The following is a 13,796-nucleotide window of genomic DNA, read 5'->3' as shown; positions in this document are numbered from 1 at the left end:
CTTAAATAGGATTTTTTATTACTTATTGGACTTAAAAGTCTACTTTAAAATTTAGAAGTGAATTTCTAGCCCAGCAAAGGCACCGCTAAACTCTAAATCAGAATAGATATCATCCAAATCTTCTAGCTCTAGAGAAGTGGCGCGGTAGCCCAGCTGTAGCGTCATATTAACTGCTAAGTTATCGACAAATTCATAGGCTAAGGCAATTTCATAGTCGCTTAAAGAATGGTCATCAATCGCTAAATAACTACCTTCTGCATAGAAACCCAACCCTGTAAGTGGCAACCCAATGTAAAGTTTTGAATACACCATAGGCACAACGCCAGAAAATTCTTCTCTGGCAAAATTAGTGGCATCGGCGGTTTCTCTGACAAAAATTTCGCCATCGACGTATTTTCCGTTGATACCAAAGTCAAAACTGACTAAGTCGTTGTCAAATAATTCGTAGTACAAAATGAAGTCAGTGTTGCTCATATCCACTTCAGTCGTCAGTGGAGTATTCACGCTAAAAATTTCACCGTTAAAGGAGAAGGTGCTGTTTAATGTGACATCGCCACTGTTGTCTAGTGTGGTCTGACGCACCTTGATATTTGGAACCAGTGGAATGGGATGTTCCAATGCCACATAAAAACTAGATTTAGTTTCGGTATCAAAATCAAATGTAGTTAAGTCAGCATCATTTGAAAAGCCACCTTCGGTATCCATATTCCAGCCTTGCGCTCCAACATAGAGGCCAAGTACAGTATCTGCTTGAGCAGGAACTGCTATCACTGATGCGGCTAGAAAAAATGATTTTAATGTGTGTTTCACGCGTTTATCCTTGGTTTAAAAGTTCGGTCAATTCGATTAGAGCAGCATTTGCTCGGGAAATATAGTTCGCCATGACTAACGAGTGATTAGCTAACATACCTAATCCACTTCCGTTTAAGATCATCGGGCTCCAAATAGTTTGCTGGGTTGACTCTAGTTCACGAATTATTTGGCGTAAACTCACAGTCGCATTTTTTTTCTCAAGCACATCTGCAAAGTCTACTTCGACTGCTTTTAAAAAGTGTATTAGTGCCCAAGCCGCACCTCTTGCTTCATAGAAGTTATCATCTGTTTTCCACCAGCTGGTTTTTTCATAACGTTGCGAAGGTTCAGGAGTGGAGTTTCGCGCATTCGAGTCACCCGCCAAATCGGTATTTAAAATTTCTTGACCAACGCTTGCGCTTAATTTTTGCGATAGATTGCCTAAACGCTTTTCGACCTGTTTTAACCAATCTCTTAGATTATCAGCACGGGAGTAAAATTGAGCACTACCCTGACTTCGGTCAGCCAGATCTGTGCGGTACGCATACAAATCTTTCAATGCATCTTGATACATAGACTCAGCCGACGGCAACATCCACCCTAAATGATTCATGTTCAGTGCAGGTTGGGCTTTTATTAATTCTGGGTTTTCCATTGACTGTGACTGCGAACGACTAAAGTCCTTTCGCATAGCTAATGCCAAATCTCTAGACATTTCTAACACACCAAACTCCCAACTAGGCATGTTATCCATAAATACACTTGGAGGCATTACGTCATTTGACAAATAACCACCTGGTTTGTCCATCAAGGATTCGACAACACGAATAAGTGTATGAGTAGTAGTGTATCCAACCACCACGTTTTCCGAGTTGGCTTGCGCGTGAGAATGCGCTTCTGTCCTCACATTAAAAGTGTCTGGTTCAGAGCTCCAATAAATAGCGATTAACCAGCCTATAAAAAATAAGATGACAAATGTTATGGTGATCCATTTCGCACTTAAAAAACGTTGCATAATATGCTTCCTGTATCTTCAATTAGTGACACTTTAAGCCAAACGCACCAAATTTTAATGGTGACTATGTGACTTTTCTTTACCCGGCATAGTAACCTTAGCATCTACCAGAATATTTTTTTGATCCTTTGTGACCAACGTTATAGAAACTATTTGACCTTCTTGTAACGGTTTTTTCAGTCCAAATATCATGACGTGCAGACCGCCTGGCTGGAAAGAAATGGTTTCCCCAGCAGGAACAACAACTTCATTTTGTTGTTTCATGCTCATCATACCGTTTTGCATAACATGTGCATGTAATTCTGCTCTTTGCGCAATCTCAGTATTCGCTGAGACTAAAACCATATTTTGGTCAGTTGTATTTTGGATCTTAAAGTACGCAGATGTATTGGGGACACTAGGAGGCAATAATCTCACTGTTGCATCGGTAATTTTTAGGTTTGCAAAACTACTGAAGCTAATACAAGCCAACACTAAAAAAATCATCCAAGAATTTCGTTTAATAAAAAACATGCGTTGTTCCTATTTTCGGTAAATTGCTCGCAATTATTATTTAATTCACGACGTATTGCCAGAAAACTCAACGCATTTTCAAAGGTTACCTTTTTGATGCCAGTATTTAATTCAATGGTTTAGCTGCGGTTAAATTAGAGCCTTGTGCTGCCCGCTTTTAATATTGAGGATGGCGCTTATCTCTAACTAACCAAACGATAAATGCAATCACTAACAGCATGGGCCAAAACACTGTTAATCCAGCAAATAACATCGCGATTAACGCAATAAAGAGACCTAGTGCAATGGCACCAAAAACGCTAATTGCCACTATAACGCCAACAACTGCCATTACAGCGCCTATTGCTGTTACTCCCACTATCGACTCCATCGGTCCTAAAGTTTGTTGGTCTAAATGAATTGAAAAATCGAACCATTCACTAACAATGATACCGCAACTATAAGTAATCAAAACGGCTATCAATATGGCTAAAATGAGATTCTTCATACGGCTTCTCCCTATAAATATTTTGTTATCTTGTTGGGATTAGCAAAACAGCGAGTAAATAAGCAATACCAACAACCATTGGCATAAAAATAAATGCTGCAATAGCGGCAACTCGTACTACCCATGCATCGACGCTAAAATGTTTAGCAAGTCCCGCGCATACACCGCTAACTTTACCTCTAAGGGTGTCACGATATAGTTGGTTAGTATTAATATAATCTTTCATTTTGATACTCCTAAAAGCGGCCTAACTTGTTCTTCGGCGGCCTGAATAACTCAGGCCTTAAATTAATAGTATTAACGTTTGTTTATGCGACTTTTTTGCGCAAAACAGCCAACTCTTTTTCGATGTTTTCATCTTGTTCAAGCTGCTCAATTTGGGCACTAAGTGAATTACTAGTTGAGACCAAATCATAAGCTTCAACTTGTGACTCTAAATCGTCGATTCGACTTTCGTAGTGTTCAAATCGTGCAATGGCATCGTCAATTTTTTCAACATTTTGTGTTGTTTTTGCTTTAAGACGCACAGACACTGATTGCTGTCTAATATCTAGCGCTTTTTGACGGCTTCTAGCTTCTTTTAGCTTTTCTTGCAGACGTGAAGTATCGTCTTGCAATTTAACGATGGCTTCTTCCACCAGTTCCATCTCTTTTTCCAATGATTTCAAAGACTCTTGCGCTTTGTTCTTTTCAACCAAAGCAGCTCTGGCCAAATCTTCACGGTCCTTTTTAAGTGCCACTGTGGCTTTTGCCTGCCAGTCTTTTATTTGACCTTCTAACTTATCCTGTTTACGCGCTAAGTGTTTCTTATCTGCTAGGCTTCGTGCTGCGACAGAGCGAATTTCAACCAACGTTTCTTCCATCTCTTGAACGATTAAACGGATTACTTTTTGTGGATCTTCCGCTTTATCCAAGATGGCATTAAGATTCGCTTGTACTATGTCTGACATTCTTGAAAACATACCCATTTTTCGTTCCTCCACGGTTTTATGAGTGTTGTATTTTTGAATTACGTTGATAATTCTAAATTCAATTTTACTTTCCAGTACTAAAGCTATTACAAACTACGTGCCAGACTTTAAAAAACAAATAAACCACTGTTATATATAGACTTTTAAAATTTCAAAGGAAAGGATTTCATAAATGGAGTTATCGGGAGATTATATAATTGGTCAATTTCACCACTATGTTGGTCAAATTATTCATTACTAATATGAGGATTATAAAGCAGAAATTAATGCTAACAGGCATAGCAAAATCTAAAGACTAAATACAGGAAATGCCCTAAGCCATAATTGCTTAGAGCTTTTTCAGCACTTCAAGAATTGACTCCATTTGATATTGACGCACATCTGACACCGTTGAATCAGATATATGCCTAAAACTTGTAGACGCGTCTTCATATAAAGTGGCCCCAGTTAAGGTTAACTTAACTAAACTCACACGCGCATCCCTTGGATTCTTTTGCTTTTCAACTAGGTGAATCTTTTCCATGGGATTCAACAACCTGGTAACACCCGAAGCTGTCATCCCCAAGCATTCCGCCAAGGCAATACGACTCATGACTTGTGTGCTTTCACTATATAAAAAGTGCAGCGCCATATATTCACTAAAGCTAATACCATGTAATCCTAAACTGCGATCGAGCTTTTTATTTATTTTAATAGCCGCTAAATTAAGGTTGATTAAAAGCGACATTGCATCAGACATTTTTTTCATATTCCACCTCAACAATAATTGACCAATCAAGTATAAATCAAAAATTAATTAATTAAAATGGATTTAAAAAACGAATTAAAGGCTAATGTGAAAAAGAGATAATCGAAAAGAGAAAATAAGATGTAAATAAGGAGAGAATAAAAAAATGACGGTCTGTACTACAAGTTACGACCGTCATGATATTGAAGATTAGAAGCATTGACCGGTACTGCATGGCCATTCTTCCTACGCTCGACCAGACTAAATACTAATGCTGCTACGAGGTATGCCATTACCGGCGCTAATAATAGAGTTAGCAAATCTATATGGTTCAACATATCTGCTATCCTTATTATTCAGCTTTTTCGTTTTCTTCTTTTTGAATTTCAAAATTGCTATCTAAGTCAGTGATAGTGATATTAGCGACATATTCGCTAGCACCTGAATCTAAGCTAATTGAGTTATTAGCAGTCAATATCGCTTCTTCGACACCGTATGAAATTTCTTCTTTGGTTACTTCAACAGCTTGCGTAATAAGTGAACCAACAAGTTGTTCTACTGACACTTCAACGGCTTGAACTGAAGAAGCTACGAATAAACTTGAAACTAAGATTGTGGCTGTAGTGATTTTCTTAAACATAATATTTTCCTAAGTAGTTGTGTTTGTATGCAGTAACCGATTATTCAGTTACTAGTTAAGTCGCAACCACTATTGCGATAGTTGTGCCAACTACTCAAAAAAATGTTATCTATTTGTATTTTATAGATTTTTTATAAGATTTGATTTAAACCGAAAATAACGATTTGGATTTCAATGAGGCTAAAAATTAACTTTTAGCCTTTTTGACCAAGCTAGTTAGTGATTTTAACCAACTTGTTGAGGTGTGATGCTATTGCGAAATTGCTCTGCTTGAAATTGAGCCTCATCAAGAGTCGCTAATGCGTTTTCAAGCAATTCAATTCCAGCTCCTTTTTGTGTACCGTTTTGACTAAGATAGCGCCTCCAGATACGCGCACCAGGCTGACCTTGAAATAGTCCGAGCATATGCCGAGCTATGTGCCAGATTCGCGTATGAGGTAACTCTAATTGGGCTTTTGCATACTCAATCATGCTTTCAACAACATCATGACGAGTTGGTACCTTGTGATTGTCGCCATAAAAACGCTTATCGACATCCGCCAGAATATAAGGGTTACTATAAACCTCGCGTCCAATCATAACCCCATCGATATACTTTAGGTGTAACGCCACATCGTCTAGCGTCTTCACTCCGCCATTAATGCTAATGTGTAAATCTGGAAATTGTTCTTTGAGATGATAAACACGCTCATACATCAATGGCGGGATATCCCTATTTTCTTTTGGACTCAATCCTTTTAACCAAGCTTTACGAGCATGCACAATAAAAGTATCGCAACCTGCATCCGCTACGGTTGTAATAAAACGAGTCAGATCTTCGTATTCATCCATTTCATCGATGCCAATCCGAGACTTTACGGTTACTGGAATATCAATCTCCGCTTGCATGCTTTTAATACATTGTGCAACTGTCTCTGGTTCGGCCATTAAACAAGCACCAAATCGTCCATTTTGCACTCTATCGGAGGGGCAACCTACATTGATATTAACTTCATCATATCCCCGCTGTTGCGCCAGTACCGCGCAACGCGCCATGTCAGTTGGGTCAGAACCACCTAATTGCAATGCTACTGGATGCTCTTGATGATTAAATGCTAAATAGTCGCCTTTACCAAAAATGATCGCACCGGTTGTAACCATCTCAGTATATAGAAGCGCATGCTGAGAAATCTGCCGTAAAAAATAACGACAATGTTTATCCGTCCAATCCAGCATTGGCGCGACGGAGATGGTGCGGTCTAAAGGAGCGGTAGTAGAATTCACGATAACCCTATGTTTTAAATGATGTGCTTTTAATATTTGACGATATGCATAACGCTAAATTTTCTGTTCAAATTCCTCATGGCCCATCTTTTTATTGAAGCCAATAAAGTTCGAAAAAACTTTTTGAAGAATTGAGTGCTGGCCTATTATAGCATTTCAAAAAGGCTTAGGAAAAACTAAGGAGGCAATTGGGTATTGAGTGAAGTAGAAATATATTTCACACCTCAACTTATACTCGAACATATATAAACGTTTTCGCCTTAATAATTCCGTGTAATTTTTTCCACTAAATGGGAGGATTTTTCAATTATTCTACTCATTCTCCTTGTTATTATTTTCTGTAAAAAAAGCTTGAAAGGTACGCCGGTTATAGGTTGTAGCTGCATCCCCTTAAAATCATTTATTTGGCATATGTATTGCTGTTTTAAAAATGCGAACCAAACGATTGGTTGCCAATTTAGATTTTAGAGGAGATGCAAAGTGAAAACATTTCAAGACAGAAACAATCTTCACGTTGATGTTGAGTCCATCGAGAATTATGTAGACGGTACATTTCGTAAGATAAATCGCACCACGCGCTCATTACACAAACCCATTCCCAATCATCGTAAAACTAGATACCAAGATCGCGAATTAGAAACCATGTCTAAGCGATAGGTCACTTCTAAAAGTTAGATTAGGCAGGGTTTGCAAAATTTCTTTGATTTTTTGAGTAGGTGTAACTTTGCCTAGCGTTGCAAATTTTATAGGAGGAATTCAGTAAATACCTAAGGTTTAAAGGAGACTTTAGCGATGAAATCAAATCAATTTAAAATGCAAGATCCCCGTTATCAGTATCAAATGAGCCACACTGAAAAAGATGATGATCAGCCCGATCCCGGATTAGACGACATACTTAAACCCAATGCCGATCACGGCGAAGATAGTTATGTTGGCAGCGGCCGATTAGAAGGTCGTAAAGCTTTAATAACCGGTGGAGACTCTGGAATCGGACGAGCAGTTGCGATAGCGTTTGCACGCGAAGGGGCTGACGTGGTTTTCAACTATCTGGCAAGTGAAGAAACCGATGCAAATGAAACCTTAGATATCTTGCAGGCTAGCGGAGTAAACGCTATCGGTATAGCTGGCGATATTTCCGATGAAGGTTTTTTTCAAACGTTAGTAAGCCAAACCGTTGAGCGTTTAGGCTCTATCGACATATTAGTTAATAATGCAGGTAAGCAACAATTTGTTGCTGATATTGACGATTTAACCACAGAACAATTCTGTCAGACCTATGCGACCAACGTGTTTGGCATGTTTTGGATCACTAAGGCTAGTGTTAAACACATGCCCCCCGGTGCAAGCATAATCAATACAACTTCGATTCAGAGCTACCAACCTTCTGCTGGTTTACTTGACTATGCATCCACTAAAGGTGCGATTACCAGTTTTACTAAGAGCTTGGCGAAAATGCTTGTAGATAAAGGGATACGCGTGAATGGCGTCGCGCCAGGACCCATTTGGACTCCGTTGCAGCAAAGTGGCGGACAACCAGCCGAGAAATTATCAAGCTTTGGACAAAACGTGCCCTTGGGTAGACCAGGCCAACCGGCTGAATTAGCGCCAGTATATGTTTACTTAGCTTCTCAAGAGTCAAGTTATGTAACAGCTGAAATTATGGGCGTCACTGGCGGACACCATTTGCCTTAATTTTTAATAAATTATTGTGAAATTTATGGGTAGGCCGTGATTTAAAATACGGCCTGACACTGCAATACATTCTCAAAAATCAATTAAACATAGCGAATGCTAACCCTTTGGTTTGGTCGTTTATAAAATCAATCTATTTTATTTTCTAGCAAGTGGTTTGGATTTCTCCAGACCAAACAAAACAAAAAATCCAATTAGCGAAAGTACAATGGCAATTTCATATCGTTGATACGCAACCGCTACCCCTATCGCGCCCGTTAGCCAAATGCCTGCGGCAGTAGCCGTTCCACTTACACTATCGGAGTTTTTTATAATCGAGCCGCCACCTATAAACCCGATTCCAGTGATAATGCCATACATCACTCTGGCTTGTGCTTCAGGGTCGCAATAAACGTCTATGCCAACGAGCATAAAAGCACATGAGGAAATCGTCACCAAGGGGAATGTTCTCAGTCCAGCGCCTCTTGCTCGACTTTCGCGATCAACAGCGATAGGTAATGCAAGAAAAAACGCTATACCTAATTGATACAAGTGAAACCAAATTAGATTGAAATCAATATTGAGATCCATAATCGACATTATCCCCACTTAAAAATTATGTGTTAGCTCGACGCTTCAAACACTCAAACTATATTAATCAACTGCTAGATATAGTGTGATTTATGCAAACACTTAAAATGAAGGGAATAAAAGCACTTCCTGTAATTGAATAATTCTTCTTTAAGCACAGTCAAAATCTACCCCCTGTAATGCATAATTAAAGCAAAAAGTTGTAATATGTAAACACAAAGGCCCGATCGGAAATTTTCACATTTTCGATTTATACTGAACTTGTGCTTCGGCGAGAAAATCGCCGAGCTAGATACCAACGATTTGTTTTAATAGTCACACTAGTTACTTAATTATTTCTTTTCCTTATCATCTAATTGGTTTGCTACCAACATCTCAAGAGCGGCACCTGGGTCTTCTTCACCTGCAATAGAGTTTGCTAAAGGACTCGCCGCTTTTGCTTCAGAGTTTGCAAATACCTGATCTTGGTTGATCTCCGATTTTGTTGGAGATTGATGGTCAGGCTTATTAGAACGTGCTTTCATACCTCGTATAAACTCTTCCACGTAAGGAGCAAACTCTAAAACGACCGCAATAAATAAAACGATGCTTAAGTAAGTAGTCGGTAAAGGGGCTTCTTTTAAGCGAAGTGTAAAATCAGGTGGAAAGCCACTAGGCGTGAATAGCGAAGTGAAATGAGGCCAATGACGGGCAATGATTAAGACTAGTGCTAGCAGAGGTATCATTTCTAAAAAACTGTGCACATGCTGCTCTACGGGTCCCACTCTTCGCTTCGTAACGGCATAGGACACATCCCACATGGCGGTTAACTCGTGGAGCAGAAACATAATGATGCTAATAGCAATAATGAGACTGTTCACTTCACATATCAGGATCAGAATTAAAGGAATGCCAACTTCAGCAAACATTAATAAATGGATTAATGACTCTTTCGCCCCACTTGTTTGAGCAATGTTGCTGCGTCGATGGCAAAACCAATCGACTATTCCTGCCAACAACCAGATAGGCACGACAAAATACATTAAAATTGCCAGCGTTGGATCTGTCATTATCGCTCACCCCAAGCGCTAAGTCTTATGCACAGTTCTTGTTCCATGTTTGTTTTACACATGTCATCAAAATCGTTCTTTTCAATTTGGCCTTTTTTCAGCACAATTTTTGCTCCCATAGGAGGAAAACACAGCAACTTTTTAAAGCGTTCCAATGAAGCGGTGCGGTCACATTGATAACTCATGAAATACACCAATTTAATAGATTATTCAGAAGGTAATTCAATAGGTATGCCATTTTTCATAAACGAGTGATTTTCAAGTGGCAGGTGCAGATATCAACACATGAGGTATATGTTCAACACATTTAACCTAACAACTAGTGCATTTTAAAATAGGAAAAATGTTCGCTTATTTGTAATTTTTACCTATTTCAAAAGCAGCTTAATGACGAATTATTTAGACTTTTAAAAATTCTAAGTTAATTGGTGGAATAAACACGTCGAGTGGTTTTTACAGAATCATATTTAAGGCGTATTTTAACTTTGCACAAGTAGAACAAAGTGGTTGATTCAATCATTCCCTTGTTACTAGATTCGTAATTGCGACGTTGAATTATAAATTTATTGCCCATATGTAAGATTTAAAGAAAAAAGAGAATTCATTTAATGAAAATGTTTTGGTTCAACATAGTGTTAATGTCATGGGTAGCTAGTTTTAGCTTCTCATCACTGGCACTTGAAAATCAGAACAGCTCTCTCAATGTTTCAAGTTCTATTGTTGAACATGTTGAAGGGATAGAGCTTGACTCATTTGATAAAGATCTCGATGCTTGTTTAACACTTGAAGTTCAAGCGCTTTCAAAATTACGCCACTTTCCCGCAGCGAAATTCCAAAACGCTGATTTCACCACTTATAAAGATACACTTTTCATCCGCGGCCCCCCAGCTGCAACCATCTGATTCAAAAAAAACAAATTTTATTTTACTAAATCAGAGGGTTTCCCCATGAGTTTAACTGACGTATTAGTTCTTTATCGTATCGACTGCGCTTTTATTCAATCTAATCTTAGAAAAAGCGATATTGTGAAAAGTGTTAAGAAGGAGCATGCAAATGAAAAAGCTAGCACTTTATAACACTGAATCTGTGGACAAATTAGTTTGGCCTCCAGAAAATAATAGTATTACTTTGCATTCAAATGCATTGTCAATTTTTACTGACTTTAAACAATTCATGCCATTAGTAATAGACTCTTCGGCTAAAGCAGTTGAGCTTGAAGACTTAATGAAAAAATCACATGTGCGAATGAAATTAGTACTTGGTAGTGATCAGAACTTCATTGGCATAGTGGCATTAAATGATTTAAGTGAGCAAAAAATTCTCGCCAAAGTCACCAAAGATCAGCCCAGAGAAGAAATTCCTGTGACTGACTTCATGCGACATAGAAGTACGCTTAAAGCGTTTGCATTCGAAGAGTTATGCTATGCAACGGTTGGTGATGTTGTAGAAACACTACGTGACAATCATCAACAACATTGTCTCGTTATTGATAAGAAAAATCACGAAATCCGAGGACTAATATCAGCAAGTGATGTGGCTAGAATTCTTAGATTACCCGTAGATATTCAGCTTCAACCATCGTTCGTTGACTTGTTCAATGTCGCTGCTGCGTAAAAATGCTACCCCAATCGTTAAACTAGATTGGGGTAGTTTTTAGTGCCAATAGATTTTCTAAAATCACTTGGTGAACGTACTGTTCTTTGTGCCCTTAAACGATAAACCTCATTATTTATCTTAAATGTCACAAGCCTTGCAGTGAAGACAGTGGCCTAAACTGGCCACTGTTTTTTAATAAAAAATCTAGATTATTTTGCATTGGGATTAAGAAAGAACTTTTCTCCCGTTTTCTTCGCCATATATTTTTGAATGACTTCAGGCTGCAAAACTTGATCAAAAGTAAGTTCTTCGGTGAAATCGATGGCAAACGTGGTGTTTATTTCATTCGCAACTTTATGGTGTAGCTTGGTGATTTTTTCTGGAGTTTGTTTACCCAAGAATTGCATTAATAGCCATCCGCCTATTCCCCACGTCATACCGTAAGCGCGATTCAAAATGGTTGGTGAGAAATCAAGCCCTCCGTAGATGTACACTTGTTTGTTATCTGCTGATCCATAAGTGTTAAACCCTTTCGCATCTTTACTACCAACCCGTTCCATTGCGGTAAGGATATGGCTCACCAACTCCCCTCCCCCGATCGCATCAAAAGCCAATGTTGCGCCAGTGGCATCAATTGCTTCATACAAATCTTTTTGAAAACTGTCACTAGTAGAGTTGCAAATATGTTTTGCACCTAATTTTTTCAGTATCTCTACCTGCTCTGGTTTTCTAACAATATTGACTAATGGGATATTCTCAGCAATACAAATCTTATTAAGCATTACCCCTAAACTAGACGCGGCTGCCGTATGAACTAACGCGGAATGACCTTCTGAACGCATAGTTTCAACCATACCCATTGCCGTTAATGGGTTTACAAAAGAAGACGCTGCTGCTCGGGCTGAAGTATCGTCTTGGTGTGCAATACACGCTTGAAATGGCACAACACAATACTGTGAATAGGTGGCTCCACTCAGTATACCCACGGTTTTACCTAATAATGCTTGAGCAGAATCGCTACTTCCTGCTTCAACCACTTTTCCAGCACCTTCATTTCCAATTGGCAACATCTGATCCAAACGTGATTTCACACTGCCAAGCATCGATTGAGGAACGGGAGCTTTGAATTCTTTTGTGCTCACATCATACGTTCCCTGTTGCAGATTCGCAGGTCCAAACATTGGCCACATATCCGACGGGTTTATGGGTGAGGCGTGCATTTCGACTAAAACCTCATGAGGTTTTAAAGTAGGAACGTCACGTTCTTTTAAAGAAATAGTCAGCTCACCTTTAGAACTGATTTGGGTAAATAATTGTTTCGATATTTTCATTTTAGACTCTCGTAATGAATAGAAAAACAGCTGTTAATTGACCAACCTCTAAACGCTAACATTAAGTGCTATGCCATACGAGTCACAATTTATGTTCGAATAATATTAGTCAACGTTATGCAGCATAAACTCGTGATCATAAATTAATAGTTAAACGAAAGAACAATTTACTGAATTAATTAATTCATTTAAAACGTTATTACTTTTGGAGTAACTAAAGCTAATCTGAATAAAAAGCGTATACGTCACGATTTAGCACTAATTTATTAAAAGGACCATTAAAAAATGAACAATAATAGAACGTGGATAAACAACGCTAATAAAGTTTTATCTTATGCGCTAGGAGTGTTGCTGCTTATTAGCTTCGCCATAGCCCCTATTTATAGTACATGGACTGAAGCCGTTGTCGTTGGAATACCTGCTGCACTGATTCCACTGATTATGATACTCAAAAAAGGGCAGGAGGAAATCACTCAACATATTGTTGCCATAAGTTTTATGCTTTTCTCAGCATTACATATTCAACAGATGCAAGGTGCGATTGAAATCCACTTTGGAGTGTTTGTGTTGATGTCTTTTTTAGCCTATTACCAGAACTGGCGCATATTTGTCACCGCAGTAACGGTGGTAGCTGTTCATCATGCTAGTTTTTTCTTTTTACAAAAAGCGGGTGCCCCTTTATTCGTCATGTTAGACAGTGAGTTGTTAGTAACCTTATTATTGGTGCATTTTGCTTATGCAATTGCTCAAGGCGTAATTTTAGCCTGGATGAGTAAAACGAATGCGCGCAATTCGGAAGCAGCTCATGAATTGCTAGTTGGCGTCAACAGTATTTCTTCAAAAGACGGTAAGTTCAATTTAACTTACCGCTCCAATTCGAATCCGAATAACCAGTCTATTATTGCCTTCAATCAACTCATTGATTCTTTTAAAAACATAGTTGATGAAGTTGAATCACTTGGTACAAGCATTGACCAAAATGCGATGTCAACTAAAGTCGCATCTAACGAATTAAAAGAATTCAAGCCAGAGGTCAATAAAGAAATATTTTCAATTTCTGAATCTTCAGAGCAACTTTCTGACTCAGCCACAACCATATCTGAATTAGCTAATGAAACTTACAACCGGGCTAGCGACGCTAGAAAAGACT

At 38.6% G+C, this 13,796-nt stretch carries 18 protein-coding genes and 1 pseudogene; 5 read left to right on the top strand and 14 right to left on the bottom strand.

Annotation, left to right across the window (positions count from 1 at the left end):
- Nucleotides 1-51 precede the first annotated feature (51 nt).
- From GLIP_RS16235 to dusA, 10 genes are all read right to left on the bottom strand, one after another.
- Nucleotides 52-810: a TIGR04219 family outer membrane beta-barrel protein gene (locus GLIP_RS16235; RefSeq protein ID WP_008845758.1), complete on the bottom strand. Its 759-nt coding sequence runs from the start codon at nucleotides 808-810 to the stop codon at nucleotides 52-54.
- Nucleotides 811-814: 4 nt separating this feature from the next.
- Entirely contained in the window at nucleotides 815-1,807 is a 993-nt protein-coding gene (locus tag GLIP_RS16230) for a DUF2333 family protein (protein WP_008845757.1), read from the bottom strand.
- Between the two features lie 54 nt (nucleotides 1,808-1,861).
- On the bottom strand, nucleotides 1,862-2,320 hold the full coding sequence (locus GLIP_RS16225; RefSeq protein ID WP_008845756.1) for a copper chaperone PCu(A)C: 459 nt from the start codon (nucleotides 2,318-2,320) through the stop codon (nucleotides 1,862-1,864).
- A gap of 157 nt (nucleotides 2,321-2,477) precedes the next feature.
- The gene (locus GLIP_RS16220) at nucleotides 2,478-2,807 is read right to left on the bottom strand and encodes a hypothetical protein (RefSeq protein WP_008845755.1); all 330 of its coding nucleotides are present in this window, start codon (nucleotides 2,805-2,807) and stop codon (nucleotides 2,478-2,480) included.
- 25 nt (nucleotides 2,808-2,832) lie between these two features.
- Nucleotides 2,833-3,033: a PspC domain-containing protein gene (locus tag GLIP_RS16215; RefSeq protein WP_008845754.1), complete on the bottom strand. Its 201-nt coding sequence runs from the start codon at nucleotides 3,031-3,033 to the stop codon at nucleotides 2,833-2,835.
- 82 nt (nucleotides 3,034-3,115) lie between these two features.
- The gene (gene pspA / locus GLIP_RS16210; protein WP_008845753.1) at nucleotides 3,116-3,775 is read right to left on the bottom strand and encodes a phage shock protein PspA; all 660 of its coding nucleotides are present in this window, start codon (nucleotides 3,773-3,775) and stop codon (nucleotides 3,116-3,118) included.
- 331 nt (nucleotides 3,776-4,106) lie between these two features.
- Nucleotides 4,107-4,526 (bottom strand): MarR family winged helix-turn-helix transcriptional regulator, encoded by a 420-nt coding sequence (locus GLIP_RS16205; protein WP_008845752.1) that lies wholly within the window; start codon nucleotides 4,524-4,526, stop codon nucleotides 4,107-4,109.
- Nucleotides 4,527-4,684: 158 nt separating this feature from the next.
- Complete coding sequence (locus tag GLIP_RS22160; protein WP_193362866.1) at nucleotides 4,685-4,843, bottom strand: protease-associated domain-containing protein; 159 nt, start codon at nucleotides 4,841-4,843, stop codon at nucleotides 4,685-4,687.
- 14 nt (nucleotides 4,844-4,857) lie between these two features.
- Nucleotides 4,858-5,145 carry a hypothetical protein gene (locus GLIP_RS16200; RefSeq protein WP_008845751.1) on the bottom strand — a complete coding sequence of 96 codons (288 nt, stop codon included), beginning with the start codon at nucleotides 5,143-5,145 and terminating at the stop codon, nucleotides 4,858-4,860.
- A 225-nt stretch (nucleotides 5,146-5,370) separates the two neighbouring features.
- The gene (gene dusA / locus GLIP_RS16195) at nucleotides 5,371-6,408 is read right to left on the bottom strand and encodes a tRNA dihydrouridine(20/20a) synthase DusA (RefSeq protein ID WP_008845750.1); all 1,038 of its coding nucleotides are present in this window, start codon (nucleotides 6,406-6,408) and stop codon (nucleotides 5,371-5,373) included.
- A 480-nt stretch (nucleotides 6,409-6,888) separates the two neighbouring features.
- Between dusA and GLIP_RS22155 the strand changes: the two genes are divergently transcribed.
- Nucleotides 6,889-7,065 (top strand): hypothetical protein, encoded by a 177-nt coding sequence (locus tag GLIP_RS22155; protein WP_193362865.1) that lies wholly within the window; start codon nucleotides 6,889-6,891, stop codon nucleotides 7,063-7,065.
- A 135-nt stretch (nucleotides 7,066-7,200) separates the two neighbouring features.
- The gene (locus tag GLIP_RS16190) at nucleotides 7,201-8,100 is read left to right on the top strand and encodes an SDR family oxidoreductase (RefSeq protein ID WP_008845749.1); all 900 of its coding nucleotides are present in this window, start codon (nucleotides 7,201-7,203) and stop codon (nucleotides 8,098-8,100) included.
- Nucleotides 8,101-8,238: 138 nt separating this feature from the next.
- Here GLIP_RS16190 and GLIP_RS16185 read toward each other — a convergent pair whose 3' ends face one another.
- From GLIP_RS16185 to GLIP_RS16175, 3 genes are all read right to left on the bottom strand, one after another.
- The gene (locus GLIP_RS16185; protein ID WP_008845748.1) at nucleotides 8,239-8,670 is read right to left on the bottom strand and encodes an MgtC/SapB family protein; all 432 of its coding nucleotides are present in this window, start codon (nucleotides 8,668-8,670) and stop codon (nucleotides 8,239-8,241) included.
- A 332-nt stretch (nucleotides 8,671-9,002) separates the two neighbouring features.
- The gene (locus GLIP_RS16180; RefSeq protein ID WP_008845747.1) at nucleotides 9,003-9,719 is read right to left on the bottom strand and encodes a hypothetical protein; all 717 of its coding nucleotides are present in this window, start codon (nucleotides 9,717-9,719) and stop codon (nucleotides 9,003-9,005) included.
- Nucleotides 9,719-9,904, bottom strand: coding sequence for a hypothetical protein (locus GLIP_RS16175; protein ID WP_008845746.1), 186 nt, complete (start codon nucleotides 9,902-9,904; stop codon nucleotides 9,719-9,721). The genes GLIP_RS16180 and GLIP_RS16175 overlap by 1 nt, the downstream gene beginning before the upstream one ends.
- Before the next feature lie 423 nt (nucleotides 9,905-10,327).
- On the opposite strand from GLIP_RS16175, the gene GLIP_RS16170 reads away from it, so the two are divergent.
- Together GLIP_RS16170 and GLIP_RS16165 are read left to right on the top strand one after the other, a co-directional pair.
- Nucleotides 10,328-10,621, top strand: a complete 294-nt coding sequence (locus tag GLIP_RS16170) for a hypothetical protein (RefSeq protein ID WP_008845745.1) — start codon at nucleotides 10,328-10,330, stop codon at nucleotides 10,619-10,621.
- Between the two features lie 151 nt (nucleotides 10,622-10,772).
- The gene (locus GLIP_RS16165; RefSeq protein WP_008845743.1) at nucleotides 10,773-11,333 is read left to right on the top strand and encodes a CBS domain-containing protein; all 561 of its coding nucleotides are present in this window, start codon (nucleotides 10,773-10,775) and stop codon (nucleotides 11,331-11,333) included.
- A 191-nt stretch (nucleotides 11,334-11,524) separates the two neighbouring features.
- Here the strand turns inward: GLIP_RS16165 and GLIP_RS16160 are convergent, their stop codons facing one another.
- Nucleotides 11,525-12,646 (bottom strand): zinc-binding dehydrogenase, encoded by a 1,122-nt coding sequence (locus GLIP_RS16160; protein WP_008845742.1) that lies wholly within the window; start codon nucleotides 12,644-12,646, stop codon nucleotides 11,525-11,527.
- Nucleotides 12,647-12,931: 285 nt separating this feature from the next.
- On the opposite strand from GLIP_RS16160, the pseudogene GLIP_RS16155 reads away from it, so the two are divergent.
- Nucleotides 12,932-13,796, top strand: a pseudogene (locus tag GLIP_RS16155) (methyl-accepting chemotaxis protein); the annotation flags it as partial.

Origin of the sequence: Aliiglaciecola lipolytica E3, from assembly GCF_000314975.1 — a bacterium.
GTDB lineage: Bacteria > Pseudomonadota > Gammaproteobacteria > Enterobacterales > Alteromonadaceae > Aliiglaciecola > Aliiglaciecola lipolytica.
Note: the sequence above shows the minus strand (reverse complement) of the source record. Positions and strands in the feature narration are given on the sequence as shown.

What these genes read in the sequence shown, in the direction of transcription:
- GLIP_RS16175 (WP_008845746.1), bottom strand. Translation starts at nt 9,904, where the DNA reads ATGAGTTATCAATGTGACCGCACCGCTTCATTGGAACGCTTTAAAAAG.
- GLIP_RS16165 (WP_008845743.1), top strand. Translation starts at nt 10,773, where the DNA reads ATGAAAAAGCTAGCACTTTATAACACTGAATCTGTGGACAAATTAGTT.
- GLIP_RS16180 (WP_008845747.1), bottom strand. Translation starts at nt 9,719, where the DNA reads ATGACAGATCCAACGCTGGCAATTTTAATGTATTTTGTCGTGCCTATC.
- GLIP_RS22160 (WP_193362866.1), bottom strand. Translation starts at nt 4,843, where the DNA reads ATGTTGAACCATATAGATTTGCTAACTCTATTATTAGCGCCGGTAATG.
- GLIP_RS16185 (WP_008845748.1), bottom strand. Translation starts at nt 8,670, where the DNA reads ATGGATCTCAATATTGATTTCAATCTAATTTGGTTTCACTTGTATCAA.
- GLIP_RS16220 (WP_008845755.1), bottom strand. Translation starts at nt 2,807, where the DNA reads ATGAAGAATCTCATTTTAGCCATATTGATAGCCGTTTTGATTACTTAT.
- GLIP_RS16190 (WP_008845749.1), top strand. Translation starts at nt 7,201, where the DNA reads ATGAAATCAAATCAATTTAAAATGCAAGATCCCCGTTATCAGTATCAA.
- GLIP_RS16170 (WP_008845745.1), top strand. Translation starts at nt 10,328, where the DNA reads ATGAAAATGTTTTGGTTCAACATAGTGTTAATGTCATGGGTAGCTAGT.
- GLIP_RS16160 (WP_008845742.1), bottom strand. Translation starts at nt 12,646, where the DNA reads ATGAAAATATCGAAACAATTATTTACCCAAATCAGTTCTAAAGGTGAG.
- GLIP_RS16215 (WP_008845754.1), bottom strand. Translation starts at nt 3,033, where the DNA reads ATGAAAGATTATATTAATACTAACCAACTATATCGTGACACCCTTAGA.
- pspA (WP_008845753.1), bottom strand. Translation starts at nt 3,775, where the DNA reads ATGGGTATGTTTTCAAGAATGTCAGACATAGTACAAGCGAATCTTAAT.
- GLIP_RS16230 (WP_008845757.1), bottom strand. Translation starts at nt 1,807, where the DNA reads ATGCAACGTTTTTTAAGTGCGAAATGGATCACCATAACATTTGTCATC.
- GLIP_RS16205 (WP_008845752.1), bottom strand. Translation starts at nt 4,526, where the DNA reads ATGAAAAAAATGTCTGATGCAATGTCGCTTTTAATCAACCTTAATTTA.
- GLIP_RS16200 (WP_008845751.1), bottom strand. Translation starts at nt 5,145, where the DNA reads ATGTTTAAGAAAATCACTACAGCCACAATCTTAGTTTCAAGTTTATTC.
- GLIP_RS16225 (WP_008845756.1), bottom strand. Translation starts at nt 2,320, where the DNA reads ATGTTTTTTATTAAACGAAATTCTTGGATGATTTTTTTAGTGTTGGCT.